Origin of the sequence: Roseomonas sp. HF4 (assembly GCF_005222755.1) — a bacterium.
Taxonomy (GTDB): Bacteria; Pseudomonadota; Alphaproteobacteria; order Acetobacterales; family Acetobacteraceae; genus Neoroseomonas.
The window spans coordinates 178290-198726 of record NZ_STGD01000006.1 but is presented as its reverse complement, the minus strand read 5'-3'; the positions used below and the strand labels follow the sequence as shown (position 1 = coordinate 198726).

The 20437-nt window shown below is 72.5% G+C and carries 19 protein-coding genes and 1 tRNA gene; 3 read left to right on the top strand and 17 right to left on the bottom strand.

The window, feature by feature from the left end; all coding sequences use genetic code 11:
- Positions 1–32: 32 nt before the first annotated feature.
- The 3 genes from E8M80_RS11665 to E8M80_RS11655 form a co-directional block, all read right to left on the bottom strand.
- A complete protein-coding gene (locus E8M80_RS11665; protein ID WP_137125863.1) occupies positions 33–785 on the bottom strand; it encodes a hypothetical protein in 753 nt (250 codons plus the stop codon).
- Positions 786–933: 148 nt separating this feature from the next.
- The gene (locus tag E8M80_RS11660; RefSeq protein WP_137125862.1) at positions 934–1317 is read right to left on the bottom strand and encodes a hypothetical protein; all 384 of its coding nucleotides are present in this window, start codon (positions 1315–1317) and stop codon (positions 934–936) included.
- Positions 1314–2129, bottom strand: coding sequence for a DUF4239 domain-containing protein (locus E8M80_RS11655; RefSeq protein WP_170979351.1), 816 nt, complete (start codon positions 2127–2129; stop codon positions 1314–1316). Before E8M80_RS11655 ends, E8M80_RS11660 begins: the two co-directional genes overlap by 4 nt.
- Positions 2130–2389: 260 nt before the next feature.
- On the opposite strand from E8M80_RS11655, the gene E8M80_RS11650 reads away from it, so the two are divergent.
- The gene (locus E8M80_RS11650; RefSeq protein WP_170979350.1) at positions 2390–3130 is read left to right on the top strand and encodes a VacJ family lipoprotein; all 741 of its coding nucleotides are present in this window, start codon (positions 2390–2392) and stop codon (positions 3128–3130) included.
- A gap of 11 nt (positions 3131–3141) precedes the next feature.
- Here the strand turns inward: E8M80_RS11650 and E8M80_RS11645 are convergent.
- The 10 genes from E8M80_RS11645 to lpdA form a co-directional block, all read right to left on the bottom strand.
- Positions 3142–3228: transfer RNA gene (locus E8M80_RS11645), tRNA-Leu, on the bottom strand.
- Between the two features lie 145 nt (positions 3229–3373).
- Positions 3374–5101, bottom strand: a complete 1728-nt coding sequence (locus tag E8M80_RS11640; protein ID WP_206035621.1) for a metallophosphoesterase — start codon at positions 5099–5101, stop codon at positions 3374–3376.
- Complete coding sequence (locus tag E8M80_RS11635) at positions 5098–6018, bottom strand: NAD(P)-dependent oxidoreductase (protein ID WP_137125859.1); 921 nt, start codon at positions 6016–6018, stop codon at positions 5098–5100. The genes E8M80_RS11640 and E8M80_RS11635 overlap by 4 nt, the downstream gene beginning before the upstream one ends.
- A 13-nt stretch (positions 6019–6031) precedes the next feature.
- Complete coding sequence (locus E8M80_RS11630) at positions 6032–7120, bottom strand: enolase C-terminal domain-like protein (RefSeq protein ID WP_137125858.1); 1089 nt, start codon at positions 7118–7120, stop codon at positions 6032–6034.
- Between the two features lie 34 nt (positions 7121–7154).
- Complete coding sequence (locus tag E8M80_RS11625; RefSeq protein WP_170979349.1) at positions 7155–8027, bottom strand: YihY/virulence factor BrkB family protein; 873 nt, start codon at positions 8025–8027, stop codon at positions 7155–7157.
- 52 nt (positions 8028–8079) lie between these two features.
- The gene (locus tag E8M80_RS25915; protein ID WP_170979348.1) at positions 8080–8379 is read right to left on the bottom strand and encodes a hypothetical protein; all 300 of its coding nucleotides are present in this window, start codon (positions 8377–8379) and stop codon (positions 8080–8082) included.
- Between the two features lie 190 nt (positions 8380–8569).
- Positions 8570–9478: an SAM-dependent methyltransferase gene (locus E8M80_RS11620; RefSeq protein ID WP_137125856.1), complete on the bottom strand. Its 909-nt coding sequence runs from the start codon at positions 9476–9478 to the stop codon at positions 8570–8572.
- Positions 9475–9837, bottom strand: a complete 363-nt coding sequence (locus E8M80_RS11615) for a DUF423 domain-containing protein (RefSeq protein ID WP_137125855.1) — start codon at positions 9835–9837, stop codon at positions 9475–9477. The genes E8M80_RS11620 and E8M80_RS11615 overlap by 4 nt, the downstream gene beginning before the upstream one ends.
- A 41-nt stretch (positions 9838–9878) precedes the next feature.
- Positions 9879–10160: a PGPGW domain-containing protein gene (locus tag E8M80_RS11610; protein ID WP_137125854.1), complete on the bottom strand. Its 282-nt coding sequence runs from the start codon at positions 10158–10160 to the stop codon at positions 9879–9881.
- A 66-nt stretch (positions 10161–10226) separates the two neighbouring features.
- Positions 10227–11618 carry a dihydrolipoyl dehydrogenase gene (gene lpdA, locus E8M80_RS11605; RefSeq protein WP_137125853.1) on the bottom strand — a complete coding sequence of 464 codons (1392 nt, stop codon included), beginning with the start codon at positions 11616–11618 and terminating at the stop codon, positions 10227–10229.
- A 198-nt stretch (positions 11619–11816) separates the two neighbouring features.
- Here lpdA and E8M80_RS11600 point away from each other — a divergent pair, with 198 nt between their 5' ends.
- Complete coding sequence (locus tag E8M80_RS11600) at positions 11817–12812, top strand: tripartite tricarboxylate transporter substrate binding protein (protein WP_137125852.1); 996 nt, start codon at positions 11817–11819, stop codon at positions 12810–12812.
- 13 nt (positions 12813–12825) lie between these two features.
- Positions 12826–13797, top strand: coding sequence for a tripartite tricarboxylate transporter substrate binding protein (locus E8M80_RS11595; protein ID WP_137125851.1), 972 nt, complete (start codon positions 12826–12828; stop codon positions 13795–13797).
- A 66-nt stretch (positions 13798–13863) separates the two neighbouring features.
- Here E8M80_RS11595 and E8M80_RS11590 read toward each other — a convergent pair whose 3' ends face one another.
- The 4 genes from E8M80_RS11590 to murJ form a co-directional block, all read right to left on the bottom strand.
- Positions 13864–14775: a Hint domain-containing protein gene (locus E8M80_RS11590; RefSeq protein WP_137125850.1), complete on the bottom strand. Its 912-nt coding sequence runs from the start codon at positions 14773–14775 to the stop codon at positions 13864–13866.
- Positions 14776–15030: 255 nt separating this feature from the next.
- Complete coding sequence (locus tag E8M80_RS11585; RefSeq protein ID WP_137125849.1) at positions 15031–16275, bottom strand: Hint domain-containing protein; 1245 nt, start codon at positions 16273–16275, stop codon at positions 15031–15033.
- Between the two features lie 641 nt (positions 16276–16916).
- Positions 16917–18119, bottom strand: a complete 1203-nt coding sequence (locus E8M80_RS26945; RefSeq protein WP_137125848.1) for a Hint domain-containing protein — start codon at positions 18117–18119, stop codon at positions 16917–16919.
- A gap of 717 nt (positions 18120–18836) precedes the next feature.
- The gene (gene murJ / locus E8M80_RS11575; RefSeq protein WP_137125847.1) at positions 18837–20399 is read right to left on the bottom strand and encodes a murein biosynthesis integral membrane protein MurJ; all 1563 of its coding nucleotides are present in this window, start codon (positions 20397–20399) and stop codon (positions 18837–18839) included.
- Positions 20400–20437: the final 38 nt, after the last annotated feature.

Here is a 20437-nt window from a genome sequence, read left to right as displayed (position 1 = left end):
TGATGCGGGGCGGGATGCGGGGGCATCGGGCGTCAGCCGGGACGGGCGGATGGCGAGAGCATGCGCAGCAGTGTCTCCTGCAGCGCCTGCTCGACCGCGAGGCGGGCGCCGGCCTGGGCGAGCCAACCGGCCAGCAGCGGCTGCAGCGTGGGGTCGAGCGCCGCGGCATCCGCCACCGCCGCGGCCAGGTTGCCGCGCCGCAGCTGCTGCGCGACGCCCGCGATCGCCTGGTCCTGGTCGGTCGGGGCGGGCGCGGACATCAACCCTATGCCGGAGGCAGCGGCGCGGACCGTGAGCGTCGCCTGCTGCACGAGGCCGTCGGGCCGTGGTGCGCGCGCGAGGAGCTGCGGCTGCAGCGCGGCGTAGCGTTCGCGCAGTTCCGCCTCGCTCGGCAGGCCGCGGGCGGCGTGGCTCAGCAGCACCTCGGCCAGCGGCGCCGGCAGCGCGCCGGGCGGCGCGAGCCGCGCCAAGGCCCGGTATTCGCGCAGCCAGGGCCGGGGTGTCGCGATCGCCGCTTGCAGCAGCAGCGCCGCCGCGATGAAGCGTTCGTCCCGCGGGCCGGAATCGACATGCGCGAGCGCGGCCTCGAGGCGTGCAACGCGCTCGACCAACGCCTCGGCCGGCGGGGCCGCCGCCTGCGCGCCACGCGGCGCATCGCCGCCGGCGGCGCCGGACAGCAGCAGCGCGGCCAGCGCGAAGCCCCAGGCGACGCCGAGCGCGGGCGTCAGCAGCGGGCGTAGCGCCGATGCCAGGCGCGGGCCGCGTGCGGCGTGGGCGTTCGGCAATGGAGTTCCCGTGGCGTGCCCTGCGCTCATCGTCGTCCTCGATCCCGGTGTTGGGGCGGTGCCGCGCGATCGGCGACGAACGGACTAGAGCATCGGTCGGGTTGTCCGACGCTTAACGGCGCCGCGCCGCGGCATGGCGCGGGCCGCCTCACGCGCCGGGCGGGCCGCCGGCGCGCGCCGCCGCCTGGATGCGCGTCGCCATGGCGAACAGGGGGCGATTGTCGAGCAGCCCGAACAGGAACGCGTTCTCGGCGAAGGCGTCGCGCAGATGGTGCCCGGTCGGCGGCGGTGCGCCGGCGTAGCTCAGGCGCAGGAACTGCAGCACACCGAGCGCGCCCACGAGGTGCACCGCCGCCAGGCGGCGCAGCAGGATGGTGGTCTCGATCTCGCGCTCGACATGCGAGAGCAGGTTGATCGCGCTGAACCAGGCGCCGTGGCGCAGGATGCGCACGCGGTCGTGGTGCAGGACCAGGGAGCCACCGATGCCGTCCAGGATGGCGAGGCAGGCGCCCGGCGACCGTCCCGGGCTCACGGCGCCGCGGCGCCGGGCACCGGGCCGCCGCCGGGGTCGAGGCGATGCGCGACGCTCCGTGCAAGCACCCGGTACGGGTCGGTCGAGACCAGCATCTCCCCGCGGAAGGGCTGCTCGATCAGGAAGACGAAGGCGACCAGCGCGCCGAGGCCCGCGGCCTGGATCGCGAGCATGGCGACGACATGCGCCCGTGGCGGATAGAGGGTGCCGCTCGCGAGGACCAGGCCCGCGAGCAGCAGGATCAGCACCCAGAATTCCTGCGGCAGCGCGACGGTGGCGGCCTGGAGGCGGTCCTCCCGCGCCGTCTCGACCTCGTTGGCCTCCTTCAGCATGTCGGCCGCGAGGCTGCCGGTGGCCGCGACGGCGGCGGCGTGGGCGGCGGCCTCGATCGCCTCGGCGAGGCGCTGCGTGGCGGGGTGGCGGCCGGTCCCGGCCATGGTGGGGAATTCCTCCTCCGTGATGCTGCGCAGATAGGCGGCGATGGCGGGCACGAGCGCGCGGGCGGGCTCGCCCAGCCGGTCGGCCAGGCGGAGCAGGCCGCCGATCGCCGCCGCCTCCACGTGCACACTGCGCTGCGCGTCGGTCATCTGGCTGCGCGCCTGCACGGCGCAGAAGGCGAGTGTCAGCGTCAGCGCGCCGGTCACGGCAGCGGTCGTGCGCATCGCGACGTCCAGCATCTCCTTCGTGGGCGGCGTGCCGACCAGCGGCGCGACCAGGCGGCAGGACAGCGCGGCGAGCGCCGCGCCGGTCGCCATGAAGGCGCCGTAGACGGCGGCGCTCGGCAGGGCTCGGAGGAAATCGACGATGTCCATGGAATGGCCGCGTCCCGGGGCGCGGACCATGACATGGCGATGTTGACCAAGCGGTTAGGGCGTCGGCGGCGGGTCGGGCACCGGCAGGCATCCGGGATGGGTGGTACCGCGGATCCGGGGCGCGCAGCGACGCGATGCTGGCGCGTCAACCATTTCTTAACTATTACCCGTCGCGTGAGATGCCGGCCCGCAGCCGCGTACGGCTCCCGCGCCGCAAAACCCGGCCCGGGACGGCATCCGCGAACGGAAGGTCGGATCGGATGCAAGGCCGGATCCAAGGCGCCCTCGGCGCCGCCCTCGGGCTTTTTCTCATGCTGGCGGCGGTGCCGGTCCAGGCGGCGCCTGATCCGCTGGAGCCGCTGAACCGCCGCGTCCATGCCCTCAACCGCGTCATGCAGTCCTGGGTGCTGACGCCGGCGGCGGAGGCCTATGTGGCGGTGACGCCGCCCGGCGTACGCCGCGGCATCGGCAATGCGCTGGCCAATCTCGGCGAACCGGTCTCGGCGCTGAGCGGCCTTGCGGCCGGGCAACTCGGCATCGCCGCGAACGCCATGCTGCGCTTCGGGATCAACACGACGCTCGGTCTCGGCGGCGCGCAGGATGCCGCGACCGGCCTCGGCTTCCCGCGGCGGCCCTTCGCCATGACGGATGCGCTGTGCAGCTGGGGCGTGCCGAGCGGGCCGTTCCTGGTGCTGCCGGTGCTGGGCCCTTCGACTCTGCGCGATGCCGGCGCCACCATCGCGACCCATGCGGCGCTGGCGCAGGCCCTGGGGACGGAGCTGGTGGCCGGCTGGCGCGCCGGCGACCTGTTCGCAGGCTATGTCGAGGTGCATGCCGACCTGGGCGCGATCGAGGCGGCGGCGCTCGATTCCTACGCCCTGCACCGGAGCGCCTACCTGCAGCGCCGCGCCGCATCCTGCCCGGCCGATCGCGCAGCGCTGGCCGAACAGGAGCAGGAGGACGAGCCGGAGGCTGTCGCGGCGGCCGGCGCCACGCGCTGAGGCGGGCGGCCTGGTGCGGGCGGTCGGGCTCGAACCGACACTCTGTTGCCAGAAGCGGATTTTAAGTCCGCTGCGTCTGCCTATTCCGCCACGCCCGCGCCGGACGCATCCTGATCGGCGCCGGTCCCTTCGGGAAGCATCCCGCGGAACCGATCACCCGTCCCGGAGCTAACGCCGGTACCGGGGATTTTCAATTCGCCGCCCCGATCCGCGCGGGACGCCCCATCCACGCTTCGCCCGGAATCAGGCCACCGACTCGCCCGGAATGGCGAGCCGCCGCGGCGCCAGCAGCGCAAGGCCGCCATTTGGCGCCGGCGCCAGGGCGTGCAGCCAGCAATGCCGGTCCTCCGCATCGCCCGCGCCCATCACCGGCGAAGGTGCTGAGAGGATACGCAGCCCCCCGCAGGACCCCATCCAGTCCACATGACGGTGCCCGTGCAGCACCACCGCGCGCGGCGCGATTCGGCGCAGGCGTTGCAGCACCCAGTGGCCGTTCACCAGGGCCGTGCCGATCCGGTCGGCCAGCGTCGCGCCAGGACGCGGGTATTCCACCAGGTGATGATGCAGCCCGATCAGCCAGCGCGCGGCGGGCCACTCGGCCATCGCCGTCTCCGCGGCGCGCAGCTGGTCCATCCCCACCAGGCCGAGGGCGTTGGTGAAGGAGAAATGCGTCTCGGCATTCGTGTCGAGCAACACGACCCCGAGCCCGTCCGGCGTGCCGGGCGGCACCAGCATCGGGAAGGCATCGTTCCACATCCGCCGCGCGGCGAAGCCGGCCCGCACCCCGCCCGCATCTATGAAGCGCGCGAGCGCCTCGCCTCGCCCGTCCGCCGCAAGCCAGGCCGCGAGCGTCGGGCCGGCGCGGCGCGTCCCGCGGTCCACCAGCCGCACGCGGTCGCCCTGCAGCCGTGCCGTCGCCGCCAGCATCCGCAGCCGCCGGAGCGACCCGCCCGGCGCGATCGGCAGTTCGAGCCGCGCCGGATTGGCGCGGTCCACGATGTTCACGTCGTGGTTGCCGGGCAGGATCAGCACGCGGTCGCGGAGCGTCGGATGGGCGTCGAGCGCATCCTCGAAGGCGATGAATTCCGCGTTCCGGCCGGCATCGGTGATGTCGCCCGTGATCAGTATCCAGTCGAGCGGGTGCGTCGCATCCTCGGCCGCCAGCAGCCGGAACAGGCGGTGCAGCCGGTCGTTGCCGCGCGGCCCGTCGCGCCCCGATTCCAGGCGGAAGCCGAAGCGGTCGCCGACGGTGTGGATGTCGGACAGGTGCGCCACGCGCCACGCCGCGACGCCCCCGGCCGGCAGCGGGCCAAGGTCCTCGGGCGTGCCGGCGATGGCCTCGGCGATGGACCAGGCGGGCGCGCCCACCATCAGGTAGACGGCCACGACCCAGATGCCGTTGCCGAGCGCATCGGACAGCGCGCCCATGAGGCCGGCGGTCGTCACCTCCGCCACGCGCAGCGTCGGCAGGGGCCCCGTGGCGTAGGCGACCAGCGCCGCCAGCAGTGCGATCGACGCGCCGGCGGCGAGCCCGGCGTCCCGCCGCACAGCCCGGAGCGGGCGGCCGGGTGCCGCGCGTTCCAGCAGCAGCCGCGCGACTTCCCGCAGCGCGGTGTAGAGCGGCTGCACGAGGCCCGCATTCAGCGCCCAGAAGTTCCGCTCGACCGTGCGGAACAGAACCCGACCCCAGCGCCAGCCGACGGCGCCGAGGATGGCCGCGAAGGCCAGCGCCGCCAGCACCACCCCGAAGCCCGCTACCCGGTGCCAGACTTCGTCGGCGAACCAGACCGCGGCCTTGGGCGCGGCGCCGAGCAGCAGCGCCGGCACCAGCAGCAGCAGCGTCGCCGCCAGCGCCAGCTTCGGCAGGCTGATCTCGAGCAGCATGTGCGTCGCGTGGCCGAGCAGCGAATGCCGCGTGGTGCTGGATGCGTCGTCCTCGAGGTCGCCGTCCCGCGGGTCGGCGAAGGTCACGCGCCGGTCGCCAGGATCCGCCGGCAGTGTTCGAGCGAGGCCTCGATCAGGTTGTCCGTCGCCTCCGGCGTGCGGAAGGCGGAATGGGAGGTCAGCGTGACGTTCGGCAGCGCGGCGAGCGGATGGCCCGCGGGCAGCGGTTCCTCGACGAACACGTCGAGGCCGGCGGCGCCGATGCGGCCCGACCGCAGCGCCTCGGTCAGCGCGGCCTCGTCCACGATGGCGCCGCGGGCCGTGTTCACGAACAGCGCGCCGGGACGTATCTTCGCGAGGCGTTCCGCGTTCAGGAACCCGCGCGTCTCGTCGTTCAGCAGCAGGTGCAGGCTGACGACGTGGCTTTCGGCCAGCAGCGTGTCGAGGTCGGTGAAGGTCACGCCCGGATGCGCCTTCGGCGTCCGGTTCCAGGCCAGCACCTTCATGCCCGCGCCGGCGCAGAGCCGCGCCATCTCGGCCCCGATGCCGCCGAAGCCGACGATGCCCGCGGTCTTGCCCGTCAGCTGCATCCCGTCCGTGCGTGGCCAGCCGCCGCCCGTGATGCCGTGGTGCATGGCCCCGATGCCGCGGGCCGCCGCCCACATCAGGGCGAAGGCCATCTCGGCCACCGCGGTGTCGCCGTAGCCCTTGATGATGTGGACGCGGACGCCGCACTCCGCTTCCAGCGCCTCGGGGTCCATGTAGGACCGCGCGCCGGTGCCGAGGAAGACGATGTGCTTCAGGTCGGGGCAGCGCTTCACGACCTCGACCGGGAAATGGGTGTGGTCGTCGATGGCGATCTCGACGCCGGCCAGCAGCGCGGGCAGCGCGTCGGGGGTGATGTCGGGGTCCTCGTGGATCGCGACCGGCAGGTCGCCCGGCCGGTGCAGGCGGCGCATCACCTCGGCGAGGGAGGCGTTGGCATCGACGAAGGCTGCGCGCATTCCGGTCTTCCCCTCACACATCCGCGGCATGCGCCGCGAGCGCCGCCTCATCCCACAGGATACCCATGCCCGGCCGGTCCGGCACCAGCGCCATCCCGTCCTTCACCGCGATGGGCTCGGCCAGCAGCGGCGCCGCGATGTCGAGGTGCTCCAGCAGGTGCGCCGTCGGCGTCGCGTTCAGCAGGTGGACGCTGGCTTCGACGAACAGGTGCGACGACATCGGCACGCGATGCGCCGCGGCCATGGCGGCGGCGCGCATCCAGCCCGTCACGCCGCCGATCTTCATCGCATCCGGCATGCAGAGGTCGACCGCGCCCGCCATCAGCGCCTTGTGCATCGCGGCCGGCCCCCACCAGTTCTCGCCGCCCTGGATCGGCAGCGCCAGGCGGCGCGCGAGTTCCGCCAGCCCCGCATCGTCCTGCACGGGCAGCGGTTCCTCGAGCCACCGGACGTCCAGCGCCTCGAGCGCGCGGCCGCGGCGCTCGGCCTCGGTTAGGCTCAGCGCCTGATTGTAGTCGACCATGATCGCGACGTCCGGCCCGACGGCGGCGCGGACGGCGCGCACGGTGTCGAGGTCGTCCTCCAGCCGCGCCTGCCCCACCTTGAACTTCACCGCGCGGGCACCGAGCGTGGTGACGGCGCGCCCCGCCTCCTCGGCCAGCATCGCGGCCCCCCAGCCGCGGAGCGAGGCATAGATCGGCACCGGCCGCGGCTCCGCGCCGAGCAGGACGCAGAGCGGCAGGCCCGCGCGCATCGCCAGCGCGTCCCAGGCCGCCATGTCGAGCGCGGCGAGCGCGATCTGCACCAGCCCCTCGGTGCCGAGCAGCCGGCCGGCGTCCTGCGCCTCCCGCCAGAGCGTCGCGGGCGCCAGCGGCCGGCCGACCAGGCCCGCGCCCAGGCTGCGCGCCAGCGCGGCCGTCGGGCCGAGCGCCGCGGGCGTGTAGGGGAAGACATAGGCGGTCCCCGCCACGCCGTCGGTTGTCGCGATGTCGACCACCACGAGCGGCGCGCGCCCGATGGTGTTGAGGCTGTTGCGCAGCGGCGGGTCGAGCGGCGCGTCGACCGCGCGCACGCGGACCTCGCGGATGACCGGCATCGGCATGGGCGTCTCCTCCGCCCGCGATCCTGCCCGCGCCTCAGCCGTCCGTCGAGGCGGCCCCCCGCATCAGCGCGACGTTCAGCTCCGATCCCAGCAGCACGACGTAGACGCTGACCCAGAACCACATCAGCAGGCCGACCGTGGCGCCGAGCGGCCCATACATCAGGTCGTAGCCCGCGAAGTGCGACACATAGAGCGAGAAGGCCGCGGACGCCGCCGCCCAGAGCAGCGTGGCCACAAATGCCCCCGGCAGGGTCCAGAGCAGCCCCGGATGCCGCCCCGAGGGCCCGAGCCGATACAGCACCACGAGGCCCAAGAAGACCAGCAGCAGCAGCGCGCCCATGGACATGCCGCGCAGCGCCCAGGCCTGCGGCGCCGGCAGGCCGAACAGCGCGACCACCCCCGGCAGCGCGACCAGCGAGGCGATGGCGAGCGTCGCCGCCAGCGTGATCGACAGCGTGATGCCGAGCGCCAGCAGGTGGAAGTGCAGGAAGTGCCGCGTCTCGGGCTCGCCATGCGACATGTTGAGTGCGCGGATCATCGCCCGCGTCCCGGCCGAGGCCGACCACAGCGCGATGCCGCCCGACAGGATCGCGCCCCATTCCAGCCGGGGCTTGGGGTGAGCGACCAGCTCCTTCAGCCGGTCCGAGATCAGCGCGAAGGTCTCCTCGGGCACCAGTTCCCCCAGCACCTCGAGCTGCGGTTCGACCGAGGCGGCATCGAAGGCCAGGCCGTAGACCAGCACCAGCAGGAAGATCGAGGGGAACAGCGCGAGCATGGCGTAGAAGGCGCAGCCCGCCGAGGTGAGCGCGACGCGGTCGGACATCGCCCCGGCCAGGAAGCGGCGGGCCACGCGCCCGGCGCCCGCGCGGCCGGCCAGCATGCCCTGGGCAGGCGGGGTCGCATCCATGTCCCGGGAAGGTAGGGCGCGGCGGTGCGCGGCGGAACCCCCGCGGCGCGGATCAGCCGATGCGCGCTGCCGCAGGAGGCTGCTGGGTGGGGGAAGAAGCCCCGAGCTCCAGCGGCGTGATCCGTCCATCCTGGTCGGTGTCCAGCCGCTGGAGCAGGTGCGCGAGCGTATTGCCCGTGGGTGTCCCGGGCCCGGCCATGTTGGCGGGGCGCTGCTGCAATCCTTGCAGCGTGGCGGCGAAGTCCTGTCCGCCGCCGGCAGCCTGGAGCCGAGCGGCATCGTGCCTGCTCTGCATGCGGAACTCGCGGATGGCCTGGGGGGCGGTGAGGGACCTGTCCGGGATGACCTGCATGGCTGCGACCTCCGTCGTGCGAGGCGCCCGGATCCTCCGGGCGGCGCCGTCCTGGCGCGGAGGAGGCGTTGCAGGCGGCGTGCCAGATGCAGGTCGGGGGAGGGGAACCTCCCTCGAGCCCCCTCCCTTCTCTGGCACTTGGCGCCGGTCCTGGACGGTGCGGGGGGAGAAGTTCCCTTCTCCCCCCGCCTCACGCCAACCGCACGAAGGTCAGCTCGTGCTTGTTGTGGAACCCATGGAAAACCTGCGCCCCCGGCAGCGCCGCAAAGTCCGCCGCGGTGTCGTGGTCGGTCTCGCCCTGGAATTTCAGGGTGCAGACGAAGTTCCGCGCCGCCCCCGCCGCCATCCAGCGCTGCACCAGTGCCAGCAGGCGTGCCGGGTAGCAGATGATGTCCGAGAACAGCCAGTCGACCGGCACTTCCTGCCGGGGGTCGAGGCCGAAGGCGCTCTCCTGCCGGCAGGAAACGCCGGGCATGGCCGCGACCGCCGGGTCGAGCGGCGCCTTGTCCACCGCCGTGACGCGCGCGCCGAGCCGCGCCAGCGCCCAGGTCCACCCGCCGGGCGACGCGCCGAGGTCGAGGCAGGTCTCCCCCGGGCCCGGATGCCGGCCGGCACGCGTCAGCGCCTCCCACAGCTTCAGGTAGGCGCGGGATGGCGGGCCTTCGCGGTCCTCTGCGAAGCGGACCTCGCCGTTCACGAAGGGGCTGGTCTTGGCCGGGCTCGCCAGCATCCGGTCCGGCGCGAGCAGCGTCCAGGCGCCGAGATGGCCGGCTGGCGCGGGTTCCGGGAAGACCAGGGGGCGGGCCTTCACCGGCGGCAGGCGTTCGGCCAGCAGGGCGGACCGGCGATGGTGCAGCAGCGGGTAGTGCGCCCAGTTGCGCTGGATCGCGCGCAGCGCGTCGGCGCCGGCCTTGACCGAGGGGACCGCGATCTCGCGCGGGTCGGTCCAGGTGTCGAGCGACCAAGGCGCGGGCACCGGCGGGTCGGGGGAGAACGCGAGCCGCCCGTGCCAGGCCGCGAGGCGTGCCCCGGCGCGGCGGAGGTCCTCGGCCAGGTCCGCCTCGAAGCCCTCGGCGGCTAGGTAGGCGCTGCGGATCACCGCTTCAGGGCCGCGGCCGCGAGCAGCGCCCAGCCCGCCATGAGCAGCATCCCGCCCATGGGCGCCAAGGGTCCGAGGGAGGCGCCGCCGAGGCTCCCCCACCAGACGGCGCCGCAGAACATGGCGGTGCCGAGCGCGAAGGCGGCCCCGGCCAGGTGGGCGATCCGCCGGCCGCGCTCGGCCATCAGCCCGGCCACGAGCAGCACGGCGGCATGCCAGCCCTGGATCATCAGCGCGCTGTCGATGGCGCGGCGCTGGAGTCCGTCGAAGCCGGCGGGCGTGCCGTGCGCGGCCCAGGCCGAGAGCCCGACTGCGAGAAGGCCGGCGACGGCGCCGAGGAAAAGCCAGAGGCGATGCATGGCGGAGCCTTACGCCCGCGGCGCCGCGCGGGCCAGGGTCGTCAGGCGCGGCTGACCAGGCGACGGAGGCGTTCGCGCGCCCCGGCGAGCCGGCGGCCGAGGCTGGCCTCCATCTCCTCAACCTTCGCCACGTGCTGCGGCCAGCGCCCGGCGACCCAGCCCCAGCGCCGCGCCGCCCAGATGTGCTGGTCGCGCAGCACGAAGACGCCCAGGGCCAGGAACAGGAAGCCCTGCAGGAAGGGCAGCACGACGCCGAGGACGCCGAGCACGATCAGAGACCAGCCGGTGGCCTTGCGGGTGAGGGAGGGGCGCAGGATGACCATGGCGCGGAGATGGCCCGCGGTGCCCGCCGCTGCAACCGCCGGGCCGGCGCTGTCCGGAACGGTCCGTCAGATGTGCAGCGGCTTGCTCCAGGCGGCCATCGCCGCCTCCTTCACCGCCTCGTTCAGCGAAGGGTGGGCGTGGCTGATGCGGGCGATGTCCTCGGCCGAGGCGCCGAACTCGATCGCCATCGCGATCTCGGCGATCAGCGTGCCGGCGTCGGGGCCGATGATGTGCGCACCCAGCACGCGGTCGGTCGCCTTGTCGGCCAGCACCTTCACGAAGCCGTCGATCTCGCCCATGGCGCGCGCGCGGCCATTCGCCATGAAGGGAAATTTTCCGACCTTGTAGGCGGTGCCGGCCTGCTTCAGCTGCTCCTCGGTCGCGCCCACCGCGGCGACCTCGGGCCACGTGTAGACCACGCCCGGGATGGCATCGTAGTTGATGTGCGGCTTCTGGCCGGAGAGCATCTCGGCCAGCGCGTAGCCCTCGTCCTCGGCCTTGTGGGCGAGCATGGGGCCGGCGATGGCGTCGCCGATCGCGTAGATGCCGGGGACGCTGGTGGCGAAATGCGCGTCGGTCCTGACGCGGCCGCGCTCGTCCAGCGCCACGCTCACCGCCTCGAGCCCGAGGCCCGCGAGGTACGGGCGCCGCCCGATCGCGAGCAGCACGACATCGGCGCGGATCTCCTCCGCCGCGCCGCCGGCGGCGGGCTCGACCGCCAGCGTCACGCCGGCCTCGTCGACCCTGGCGCCCGTGACCTTCGACTTCAGGCGGAACGTCATCCCCTGCTTCGTCAGGATGCGCTCGAACTGCTTGCGCACCTCCCCGTCCATGCCGGGCAGGATGCCGTCGAGGAACTCGATCACCGTCACCTGCGCGCCGAGGCGGCGCCAGACGCTGCCCATCTCGAGCCCGATGACGCCGCCGCCGATCACGACCAGGTGCTTCGGCACGGCGGCGAGCTCGAGCGCGCCGGTGGAGGTGACGATGCGCGTCTCGTCGACCTCGACGCCGCGGAGCGGCGTGCTCTCGCTGCCGGTTGCGATGACGATGTGCTTCGCGGCGTAGTCGGTGCCGCTGACCTGCACGGTGCCGGGGGCGGTGATCCGCCCCTCGCCCTTCAGCCAGGTGACCTTGTTCTTCTTGAACAGGAACTCGACGCCCTTGACGTTGGCGCCGACCACCTCGGCCTTGCGCGCCTGCATCTTCGCGAGGTCGAGGCTGAGCCCACCGACGCCGATGCCGTGGTCGGCGAATTTGTGCGCGGCTTCCTCATACAGTTCCGAGGATTGCAGCAGCGCCTTGGAGGGGATGCAGCCGATGTTGAGGCAGGTGCCGCCCAGCGTCTCCCGCATCTCGACGCAGGCGACATTCATGCCGAGCTGCGCCGCGCGGATGGCGCAGACATAGCCGCCGGGGCCGGCGCCGATCACGATGACGTCGAAACTGTCGGGCATGGCGGCGGCAATCCTTGAGACCTGGGCAGGGCGGACGAAAACCAACCGGCCCCCCCTGTCAAGGTGCGCCGCGCGGCAGCCTCCGCCCCGGTCCGCGCCGGCGCCCGCGGAAACGGTTGAAGGACGCCGGGCGCACGGGCAGGCTGCGCAGCCGGGCAGGCGCCGCCAGACGCGCCGCCCTCAGGAGGATGACGACCGATGCCCGACCGGGATTTCCCGAACCCGTCCGCCCCGCGCCGCGCGCTGCTCGCCGCCGGCGTCGCCACCCTTGCCGCGCCCGGCCTGGCGCGCGCCCAGGGTCGCTACCCCGACCGGCCGATCCGCTTCATCATCCCCTGGCCGCCGGGCGGCAGCGCGGATAGCCAGTTGCGCTCGATGGCGGAAATCGCGACGCGCCGCCTCGGCCAGCCCATCGTGATCGAGAACCGGCCGGGCGCCGGCGGCACGCTGCATGCGCCGTACCTGGCGCGGGAAGCGCGGCCGGACGGCTACACGCTCGGGCAGATGCACCTTTCGGTCATCCGCCGCGCCTACCTGGTGCGCAACGCGCAATGGGACCCGGTCGAGGATTTCACCCCGATCATCGGCCTCTGCGGCTGGCTGTTCGGCGTGGCGGTGCGCGCCGACAGCCCCATCCGCACCTGGCGGGACTTCATCGACAACGCCAAGCGCAACCCCGGCCGCGTCACCTTCGCGACCAGCGGCATCGCCACCACGAACCACCTGGCGATGGAGGAGCTCTCGGCCAAGGAAGGCATGGAACTCACCCACGTCCCCTTCCGCGGCGCCAACGAGGGCGTGACCGCCGTGCTGGGCGGGCAGGTCGACTGCATCGCCGATGCCTCCACCTGGGCGCCGATGGTCGAGGCGGGGCGGATGCGCCTGCTGTCGGTCTGGTCGCCCGAACGTGCGTCGCGCTTCCCCGAGGTGCCGACGCTGAAGGAGCTCGGCTACGACATGGTCGTCACCTCCCCCTATGGCGTGATGGGACCGAAGGGGATGGATGCGGGGGTCGTGCGGACGCTGCATGACGCCTTCAAGGAGGCGCTGGATTCCGAGGAGAACCGGCGGGTGCGGGGCAACTACGACATGCCGCTGGAATACCGGAACACGGCCGACTACGCGCAGTTCATCCGGGACCGCGCGGCCTACGAGCAGGCGATGATCCGCCGGCTCAACCTGAGCATCGGCTGACGGAGACGCTGCGATGACACGCATAGCCCGCCGCGGCGCGTTGCTGGTGGCCGCCGGGGCCGCGCTCGCGCGCCCCGCGCTCGGCCAGGGGCGGTTCCCCAACCGCCCGGTGAAGTTCATGATCCCCTGGGCGCCGGGGGGCATCCTGGACGGCTTCATCCGCATCCAGGCGGAGCTGTTCCAGCAGGACACCGGCCAGTCGCTGGTCATCGAGAACCGGCCCGGCGCGCGCGGCACGCTGGCCGCGCGGCAGCTCATCAGCCAGACGCGGCCGGACGGCTACACCATCGCGCACCATCACCTCTCGGTGATCCGCCACCCCTTCCTGACGCGGCAGCCGAGCTGGGACCCGGTGGGCGACTTCACCTACGTGATGCAGCAGACGGGCTTCGTCTTCGGCATCGTGGTGCGGCCGGATTCCGGGTGGAACACGCTGGCCGAGATGTGGGCGGCGGCGCGCGCGCAGCCCGGGCGGCTGACCTACGGCACCTCGGGCGTCGCCACCACGAACCACCTGGCGATGGAGGAACTGTGCGAGAAGGAGGGCGTGCAGATGCTGCACGTGCCCTATCGCGGCGCGACCGAGAACATCACGGCCATGCTGTCCGGCCAGCTCAACGTCATCGCCAACGCCAATTCCTGGGCCCCGAACGTCGAGGCGGGGCAGCTGCGCCTGCTGGCGGTCTGGACGCGCGACCGGCTGCGCGCCTTCCCGGCCGCGCCGACGCTGACCGAACTCGGCTACGAGATGGTGGTGACCTCGCCCTACGGCATCGCCGGCCCGAAGGGCATGGACCCGGAGATCACGGAAATCCTGCACCAGGCCTTCCGCAAGACGCAGAACCACCCGCGCGTGCAGGCCTACATGGCGCAGCACGACATGCCGAACGAGTATCTCGGCCCGGCCGACTACACGGCCTTTGCGCGCGAGAGGGCGGTGTACGAGCGCCGCATGGTCGCGCGGCTCAACCTCAGCATCGACTGAAACCGGGCGGGGGAGGGTTCAGCCTCCCCCGCTCATGCCTGCCGCCGGCGCCGATCCGGCCCCGCGCTAGGCTGAGCGAAGCTCGGCGGCACGCTCCGTGAGGGCTGCGATGCGCGCGCGGATGCGCTCGAGCAGCGGACCGTCCTCCAGCAGCGGATAGCAGGCGGCCTCGGCATAGCGGCCGTTGTGGCGTTCGGCCGCGAAGTCCTTGAACAGCGTGGTGATGCCGTAGTTGTCGAAGTGCTTGCGGTTGCCGTCGTCGAAGTAGGATTCCGACACCGCGCCCTCGGCTACCAGCAGTCCGTGCGCGGGCAGCTCGACATGCCAGTAGGTGACCTCGGGGCACCAGAGTTCCTGTACGATGGTGGTGCCGTTCACCAGGTGCCGCGCGGGAACGAGGCGGCCGTCGAGGAACATGGCGTGGTCGGGCGAGACACGGAGGTCGCGGTGCGGCACGCCGTCGGCCAGGGCGCCGGCCTTGATCAGGACCGGCGCGATGGCGGCGCGGTTGCGCTGCTTCGCGACGTTGGCGCGGCTGTGGCCGATCCAGACGATGGGCTGCAGCGCGGCGCCGCCATGGGCGGTCAGCACCAGGTCGCCGACGCGGAGATCCTCGACCGCGACCTCGCCGCGCGCGGTCGCGATCAGCGTGCCCGTCGCGAAGCAGGGAGCGATGTCCTGCGGGCCGACGGAATTGCTCGTGACCCCGCCGCCGGTCGCCGTGAAGATGTAGTCGACATTCGGATCCAGCGACGAGGTATCGAGGTCGATGGTCCGGACATAGGTGTTGTTGCCGCTCGACTGGCTGACCGTGACCGAACCGACGACGACCGGCGTGCCGCCGCCGACCGGCGTCGCGAGGATCTCGACGGTTCCGGTGTAGTTGCCTGTGTAGTTGAAGGTGACCGTGGCCGTGCCGCCGGGAACGACCAAGGGATCCGGGTCGACATCGTTCAGCGTGATCGATTTCGTCGTCATCAGCCACGTTCCCCCGGTGCGCCACTAGACCTGGGCCGAGGCTGGTGCCTGGCGGCCGCGCAGGAATGACCGCAGCGCACGTGACGGAAGTCAGCGTGTCCCGCGGACCCCACGCGAACTACATCGGCAGGGCGAATGATTTCAATGATTCATTAGGGCTATCGATGAAACGGTCTTGTCCCGTGCACTGCACGGCTCCGGATGAAGGGGCGGGCGCGCCCGTGTTGCGCGCCCGCCGCCTTTGTTGCGACCGGGTCAGACGGCCCGGGCGCGGCGTCCTTCCCCGGTGCCGGTGCCCATCGCCCGCGCCGCGATGCGCGCGCGGACGCGCTCGAGCAGCGGTCCGTCCTCCAGCAGCGGATAGCAGGCGGCCTCGGCGTAGCGGCCGTTGTGGCGTTCGGCTGCGAAGTCCTTGAACAGCGTGGTGATGCCGTAGTTGTCGAAGTTCTTGCGGTTGCCGTCGTCGAAGTAGGATTCCGACATCGCGCCCTCGGCTACCAGCAGCCCGTGCGCGGGCAACTCGACATGCCAGTAGGTGACCTCGGGGCACCAGAGTTCCTGCACGATGGTGGTGCCGTTCACCAGGTGCTTCACCGGCACCAGGCGGCCGTCGAGGAACATCGCGTGCTCGGGAGAGACGCGGAGGTCGCGGTGCGGCACGCCATCCGCCAGCGCGCCGGCCCGGATCAGGATGGGCGCCACGGCGGCGCGGTTGCGCTGCTTCGCGACGTTGACGCGGCTGTGGCCGATCCAGACGATGGGCTGCAGCGCGGCGCCGCCATGGGCGGCGAGCACGAGGTCGCCGACGCGCAGATCCTCGACCGCGACCTCGCCGCGGGCGGTCGCGATCAGGGTGCCGGTGGCGAAGCAGGGCTCGGTGTCGGGCGGCTGTTCGTAGTATTCGCCACTGATGATCCGGTTCGGGCTGTTGTCGAAGGAGACCGTGTCGGTGCCGTTGGTGTTGAAGAGGTAGCCGCTGTTGCCGCCGCCCTGGACCTTGACGACTTCCCACCCGCCGCCGAGCGTGTCGCCGGTCTTCAGGCTGCCCCAGACGACGCCGGTCGGACCGCCCAGGGTGCTGTCCATGCCCTGGACATAGACGTCGTCGTTGCCGCCGCCCGTCTGGATGGTGTCCTGACCCGTGCCGGTCGAGAGGAAGTAGACGTCGGCGCCGTTGCCGCCCTGGATCAAGTCGTCGCCGGCGCCGGCGTCGACGGTGTTCGCGCCGGTCCCGGCAATGATGACGTCGTTGCCGGCGCCGCCCTGCAGCAGGTCCGCGTCGGCGCCCCCGACAAGGCTGTCGTTGCCGTCGCCGCCGACCAGGCGATTCACGCCGGTGCCGCCCACGAGCGTGTCGTTCCCCTCATTGCCGAACAGCACGTCGTTGCCGCCCGCGCCGTCGATGAAGTCATCGCCCTCGAGGCCCAGGAACGTGTCGTTCCCTGCGCCGAGGACGGTGGTGTCGTTGTTGGGGGTCCCCGAACTGTTGGTGCCGGACATGGTGCTCTCCTATCGCGAGGTCTGGCCCGGGCACGCGGCGCGGGACGTGGTGGAAACGCAAAGTGCCGCCGCAGGCCTCTCGGCCCGCGGACGGCGCACGACAAACGACGCCACGGGCATCAGCCCGAAGCGCGGCGTCATCGATCCTGGTGGGTGTCCTCGGCCGCCTCGGCCCCGGCCGCCCTTGGCGGCGGGCCTGCGCGCGCCGCCCGGGCGTCGCGTGGTGGGCCGCGCGGACCTGGCGCGCGGTGCCGGCCTCAGGCAGGTGCCGGCAAGCCCGGTGTCATCCGCCTGCTGGCCGGTCAGCGAACCCGGCGAAGGGTCTGGCGTCGCTACGGCGAAGGCCGCGACAGGCGCCAGCGCGAACACCGCCCCGCGGCGCCGCGACGGCGCCCGCGCGATCCGGCCGCCCGCGCCCGCGCCGCAGGCAGCGACGAGGGCGCGACAGATGCCACCCCCCACACTCCCCTGCAGATGCGACGCGACGGTGATCACGTGGATGTTATCCCTGGCGCGAAATACGAACCCACAACTGACGTAGCCGAGAGCGGAGCGTAGCACAAGAAAATTTCAATTCCATGCGGTCTGTCCCAAAATTGATCCGTAACACCGCGGGCGGGCGCGGCCCGCGGCATGTCGTGTCAGGCGGATCGGCGTGCCTCACGCCGCTCCGTGCGGGCTGCGATGCGCGCGCGGATGCGATCGAGCAGCGGGCCGTCCTCCAGCAGCGGGTAGCAGGCGGCCTCGGCGTAGCGGCCGTTGTGGCGTTCGGCTGCGAAGTCCTTGAACAGCGTGGTGATGCCGTAGTTGTCGAAGTTCTTGCGGTTGCCGTCGTCGAAGTAGGATTCCGACATCGCGCCCTCGGCTACCAGCAGCCCGTGCGCGGGCAACTCGACATGCCAGTAGGTGACCTCGGGGCACCAGAGTTCCTGCACGATGGTGGTGCCGTTCACCAGGTGCTTCGCCGGCACCAGGCGGCCGTCGAGGAACATCGCGTGCTCGGGAGAGACGCGGAGGTCGCGGTGCGGCACGCCATCCGCCAGCGCGCCGGCGCGGATCAGGATGGGCGCCACGGCGGCGCGGTTGCGCTGCTTCGCGACGTTGACGCGGCTGTGGCCGATCCAGACGATGGGCTGCAGCGCAGCGCCGCCATGGGCGGTCAGCACCAGGTCGCCGACGCGCAGGTCCTCGACCGGGATCTCGCCGCGCGCGGTCGCGATCAGCGTGCCCGTCGCGAAGCAGGGCTCCTCCGGGTCCGGCGGCTGATAGAGGCTGCCCTGCGCGATCGTGTTGAGGCTGTTGTCGAAGTAGATCGTGTCCTGGCCATTGGAGATGGCGCCGGAATTCGCGGTCCCCGAGGCGATGACGACCCAGCCGCCGCCGAGCGTGTCGCCGAGCTTGAGGCTCGGGACGTTCACGCCCTTCGTGCCGCCCTCGGTCACGCCCTCGACGAACAGCGTGTCGTTGCCGCCACCGGTGTTGATCGTGTCGCTGCCCGCGCCCGGCGTGCGGATATAGAAGACGTCGTTCGAGTTGGTGCCGGTCATGAGGTCGTCGCCGGGGCCGCCGTCCAGCGTGTCGCCGCCGCCGCCGCCGTTGAGCGTGTCGTTGCCGGCGCCGCCCTGCAGCAGGTCCGCGCCATCGCCGCCGTCCAGCGAATCATCCCCTTCGCCGCCGACCAGGCGGTCGTCGCCGGTCTCGCCGCGGAGCGTGTCGCTGCCCGTGCCGCCGAACAGCGTGTCGTTGCCGCCGCCGCCATGCACGCTGTCGTCGCCGCCGCCCGCGACATAGACATCGGCGAGGGCGCCGAGGATCGTCTGATCGTTGCCTGAAGTGCCGGACATGACGCCTGATCCTGTTGCCTGGGTCCCGTCCGCCGCGCCCGACTTGCGGCCGCGCGCGGTGAACGGCAACGCGAGGAAGCGGCCGGGTTGCCGGCCGGCTTGATCACATCATAGTAAATTTAATACTTATCGGACAGAATGTCACGTTCTGACTCGCAGAATCGCCTTGGATACTTTAAAAAATCCCCAACTCGCTAGTATTTACTAAAGATAAAGCAATCAGGAGTCGTGCGATCGCCCATATGTTCCATCAAGGCGCGTGATCGTATCGATCGTGGGGTGATCTGCGTGCGTCGGAGCGCTGCCCCGCACGCGGGAATTGCGGCCCGCCGGCGCCGTCCGCCGCGGGCCGCCGTCCATCCTCCTCCGCAGATGCCGCGTGGCCGCGCCCGCGCCCGCATCCTGCCGATGCGGCGTCCGATCGAGACATCCGACGGGGAAGACCGACCGGCCCGCAGCAGGACTCGCGCCCAGGGGCCAGGATCCCGAAGCCGCCCCGCCGGGCGGCGCGTCCTCGCGAAGGTCCGGCCTCCGGACCCGGCCGCGATCGGCGGTGCGGCGCCTGTCACGCCAACGGTCGAATTCATCGACCATTGGTATTCGGTTTTTCCCGCCATCAAACGCAGGGCGGAAGCCCCCGATTGCCTTGGCTTCGCCGGACTGCCGGCGGGCCACGTTCGCGACCGCGGCACAAGGCGAAGCCCCGCGCTATCTGCATCAGGCTGGAGGCGTCGTGCCGGCGGCGCGCTTGCGCCGTCGCAGCATCCGCGCCACCTCCCGCGGGTCGAAAGCGCGGAGCGCCATGGCAATGCCGAGGAAGGCCGCGCCGCCCGCCCCGACCAGCAGCGCCGCCGAGAGCGCGCGGCCGACGGAATCGCCCACCGCCGGCAGCGCCCAGGCGAGCGCGGCCACCACCAGCCCCATCGCCGCCGCCGCCAGCAGCATCCGCGGCACCGCCCGCCGCGCCCGCCGGTCCGGCACGTAGTGCCCGCGTCGCGCCAGCAGCCAGGCGAGCAGCCCCGCATTCACCCAAGCCGCGCAGGCCGTCGCCAGCGCCACCCCCACATGCCCGAGCGGCCCCATGAACAGCAGGTTCAGCCCGAGGTTCAGCGCCACCGTGAACAGCCCGACCTTCACGGGCGTCGCCGTGTCCCCGCGCGCGAAGAAGCCGGGCGCGAACACCTTCACCAGAACGAAGGCCGGCAGTCCGAAGGCATAGGCGACCAGCGCCGCCGCACTCGCCGCCGCCGCCGCCTCCCCGAAGGCGCCGCGCTGGAACAGCGCGCCGATGATGGGCCCCGCCGCCGCCGCGAGCCCCGCCGCCGCCGGCAGCGCGAGCAACAGCGCCAGTTCCACTCCGCGGTTGAGGCTCCGATGCGCCGAGAGCCGCTGCCCCGACCGCAGCTGGCGCGACAGCAGCGGCAGCAGCGCGGTGCCGAGCGCCGCCCCCACCACGCCGAGCGGCAGCTGCGCCACGCGGTCCGCATAATAGAGGTAGGACACCGCCCCCGACGGCAGCAGGGACGCGATGATCACGTCGACCGCCAGGTTGATCTGCGTGACCCCGGCGCCGAGAACCCCTGGCACCATCCGCCGCAGCACCGCGACCACCGGCGGCGTCAGCGCGGGCTTGCGGAAGCCGAGCGCCATGCCCGCCCGCCGCGCCGCCCACCACACCAGGCCGAGTTGCACGAAGCCCGAGGCCAGCACCCCCCAGGCCAGCGCGTGCCCGGGCGTCGCCACGTAGGGGGACAGCCCGACCAGCGCCGACATCAGCAACAGGTTGAAGAAGACCGGCGCGGCGGCCGCGGCGGCAAAGCGGTCGAGCGCGTTCAGCACGCCCGAGACCAGCGCCGTCAGGCAGATCAGCGGCAGGTAGCCGAAGGTGATGCGCGTCAGGTCCACGGCCAGCGCGAACTTGTCCGGGTTCGCCACGAAGCCCGGCGCCAGCGCGCCGATCACCTGCGGCATGAAGATCAGCCCGACCACCGTGAGCAGGCCGAGCCAGAGCCCGAGCAGCGTGCCCATCCGTTCCGCCAGGTCCTGCGCCGCGGCGCGCCCGTCCTTCACCAGGGCGCCGGCGAAGGCGGGGACGAAGGCGGAGTTGAAGGCGCCCTCCCCGAACAGCCGGCGGAACAGGTTGGGCAGCTTGAGCGCGACGAAGAAGGCATCCGCCACCGGCCCGGCGCCGAGGCGGGACGCGATCAGGATGTCGCGCGCGAAGCCGAGCACGCGGCTCGCCATGGTCCAGGCGCCGACGGTCAGGACGGAACGGAGCATGGAGCCGGCATGCCTCCGCTTCGGGGCGGAAGCAAGGC

What these genes read in the sequence shown, in the direction of transcription:
- E8M80_RS11655 (WP_170979351.1), bottom strand. Translation starts at nt 2,129, where the DNA reads ATGGACATCGTCGATTTCCTCCGAGCCCTGCCGAGCGCCGCCGTCTAC.
- E8M80_RS11650 (WP_170979350.1), top strand. Translation starts at nt 2,390, where the DNA reads ATGCAAGGCCGGATCCAAGGCGCCCTCGGCGCCGCCCTCGGGCTTTTT.
- E8M80_RS11635 (WP_137125859.1), bottom strand. Translation starts at nt 6,018, where the DNA reads ATGCGCGCAGCCTTCGTCGATGCCAACGCCTCCCTCGCCGAGGTGATG.
- E8M80_RS11630 (WP_137125858.1), bottom strand. Translation starts at nt 7,120, where the DNA reads ATGCCGATGCCGGTCATCCGCGAGGTCCGCGTGCGCGCGGTCGACGCG.
- E8M80_RS11625 (WP_170979349.1), bottom strand. Translation starts at nt 8,027, where the DNA reads ATGGATGCGACCCCGCCTGCCCAGGGCATGCTGGCCGGCCGCGCGGGC.
- E8M80_RS25915 (WP_170979348.1), bottom strand. Translation starts at nt 8,379, where the DNA reads ATGCAGGTCATCCCGGACAGGTCCCTCACCGCCCCCCAGGCCATCCGC.
- E8M80_RS11615 (WP_137125855.1), bottom strand. Translation starts at nt 9,837, where the DNA reads ATGCATCGCCTCTGGCTTTTCCTCGGCGCCGTCGCCGGCCTTCTCGCA.
- E8M80_RS11610 (WP_137125854.1), bottom strand. Translation starts at nt 10,160, where the DNA reads ATGGTCATCCTGCGCCCCTCCCTCACCCGCAAGGCCACCGGCTGGTCT.
- lpdA (WP_137125853.1), bottom strand. Translation starts at nt 11,618, where the DNA reads ATGCCCGACAGTTTCGACGTCATCGTGATCGGCGCCGGCCCCGGCGGC.
- E8M80_RS11600 (WP_137125852.1), top strand. Translation starts at nt 11,817, where the DNA reads ATGCCCGACCGGGATTTCCCGAACCCGTCCGCCCCGCGCCGCGCGCTG.
- E8M80_RS11595 (WP_137125851.1), top strand. Translation starts at nt 12,826, where the DNA reads ATGACACGCATAGCCCGCCGCGGCGCGTTGCTGGTGGCCGCCGGGGCC.
- E8M80_RS11590 (WP_137125850.1), bottom strand. Translation starts at nt 14,775, where the DNA reads ATGACGACGAAATCGATCACGCTGAACGATGTCGACCCGGATCCCTTG.
- E8M80_RS11585 (WP_137125849.1), bottom strand. Translation starts at nt 16,275, where the DNA reads ATGTCCGGCACCAACAGTTCGGGGACCCCCAACAACGACACCACCGTC.
- E8M80_RS26945 (WP_137125848.1), bottom strand. Translation starts at nt 18,119, where the DNA reads ATGTCCGGCACTTCAGGCAACGATCAGACGATCCTCGGCGCCCTCGCC.
- murJ (WP_137125847.1), bottom strand. Translation starts at nt 20,399, where the DNA reads ATGCTCCGTTCCGTCCTGACCGTCGGCGCCTGGACCATGGCGAGCCGC.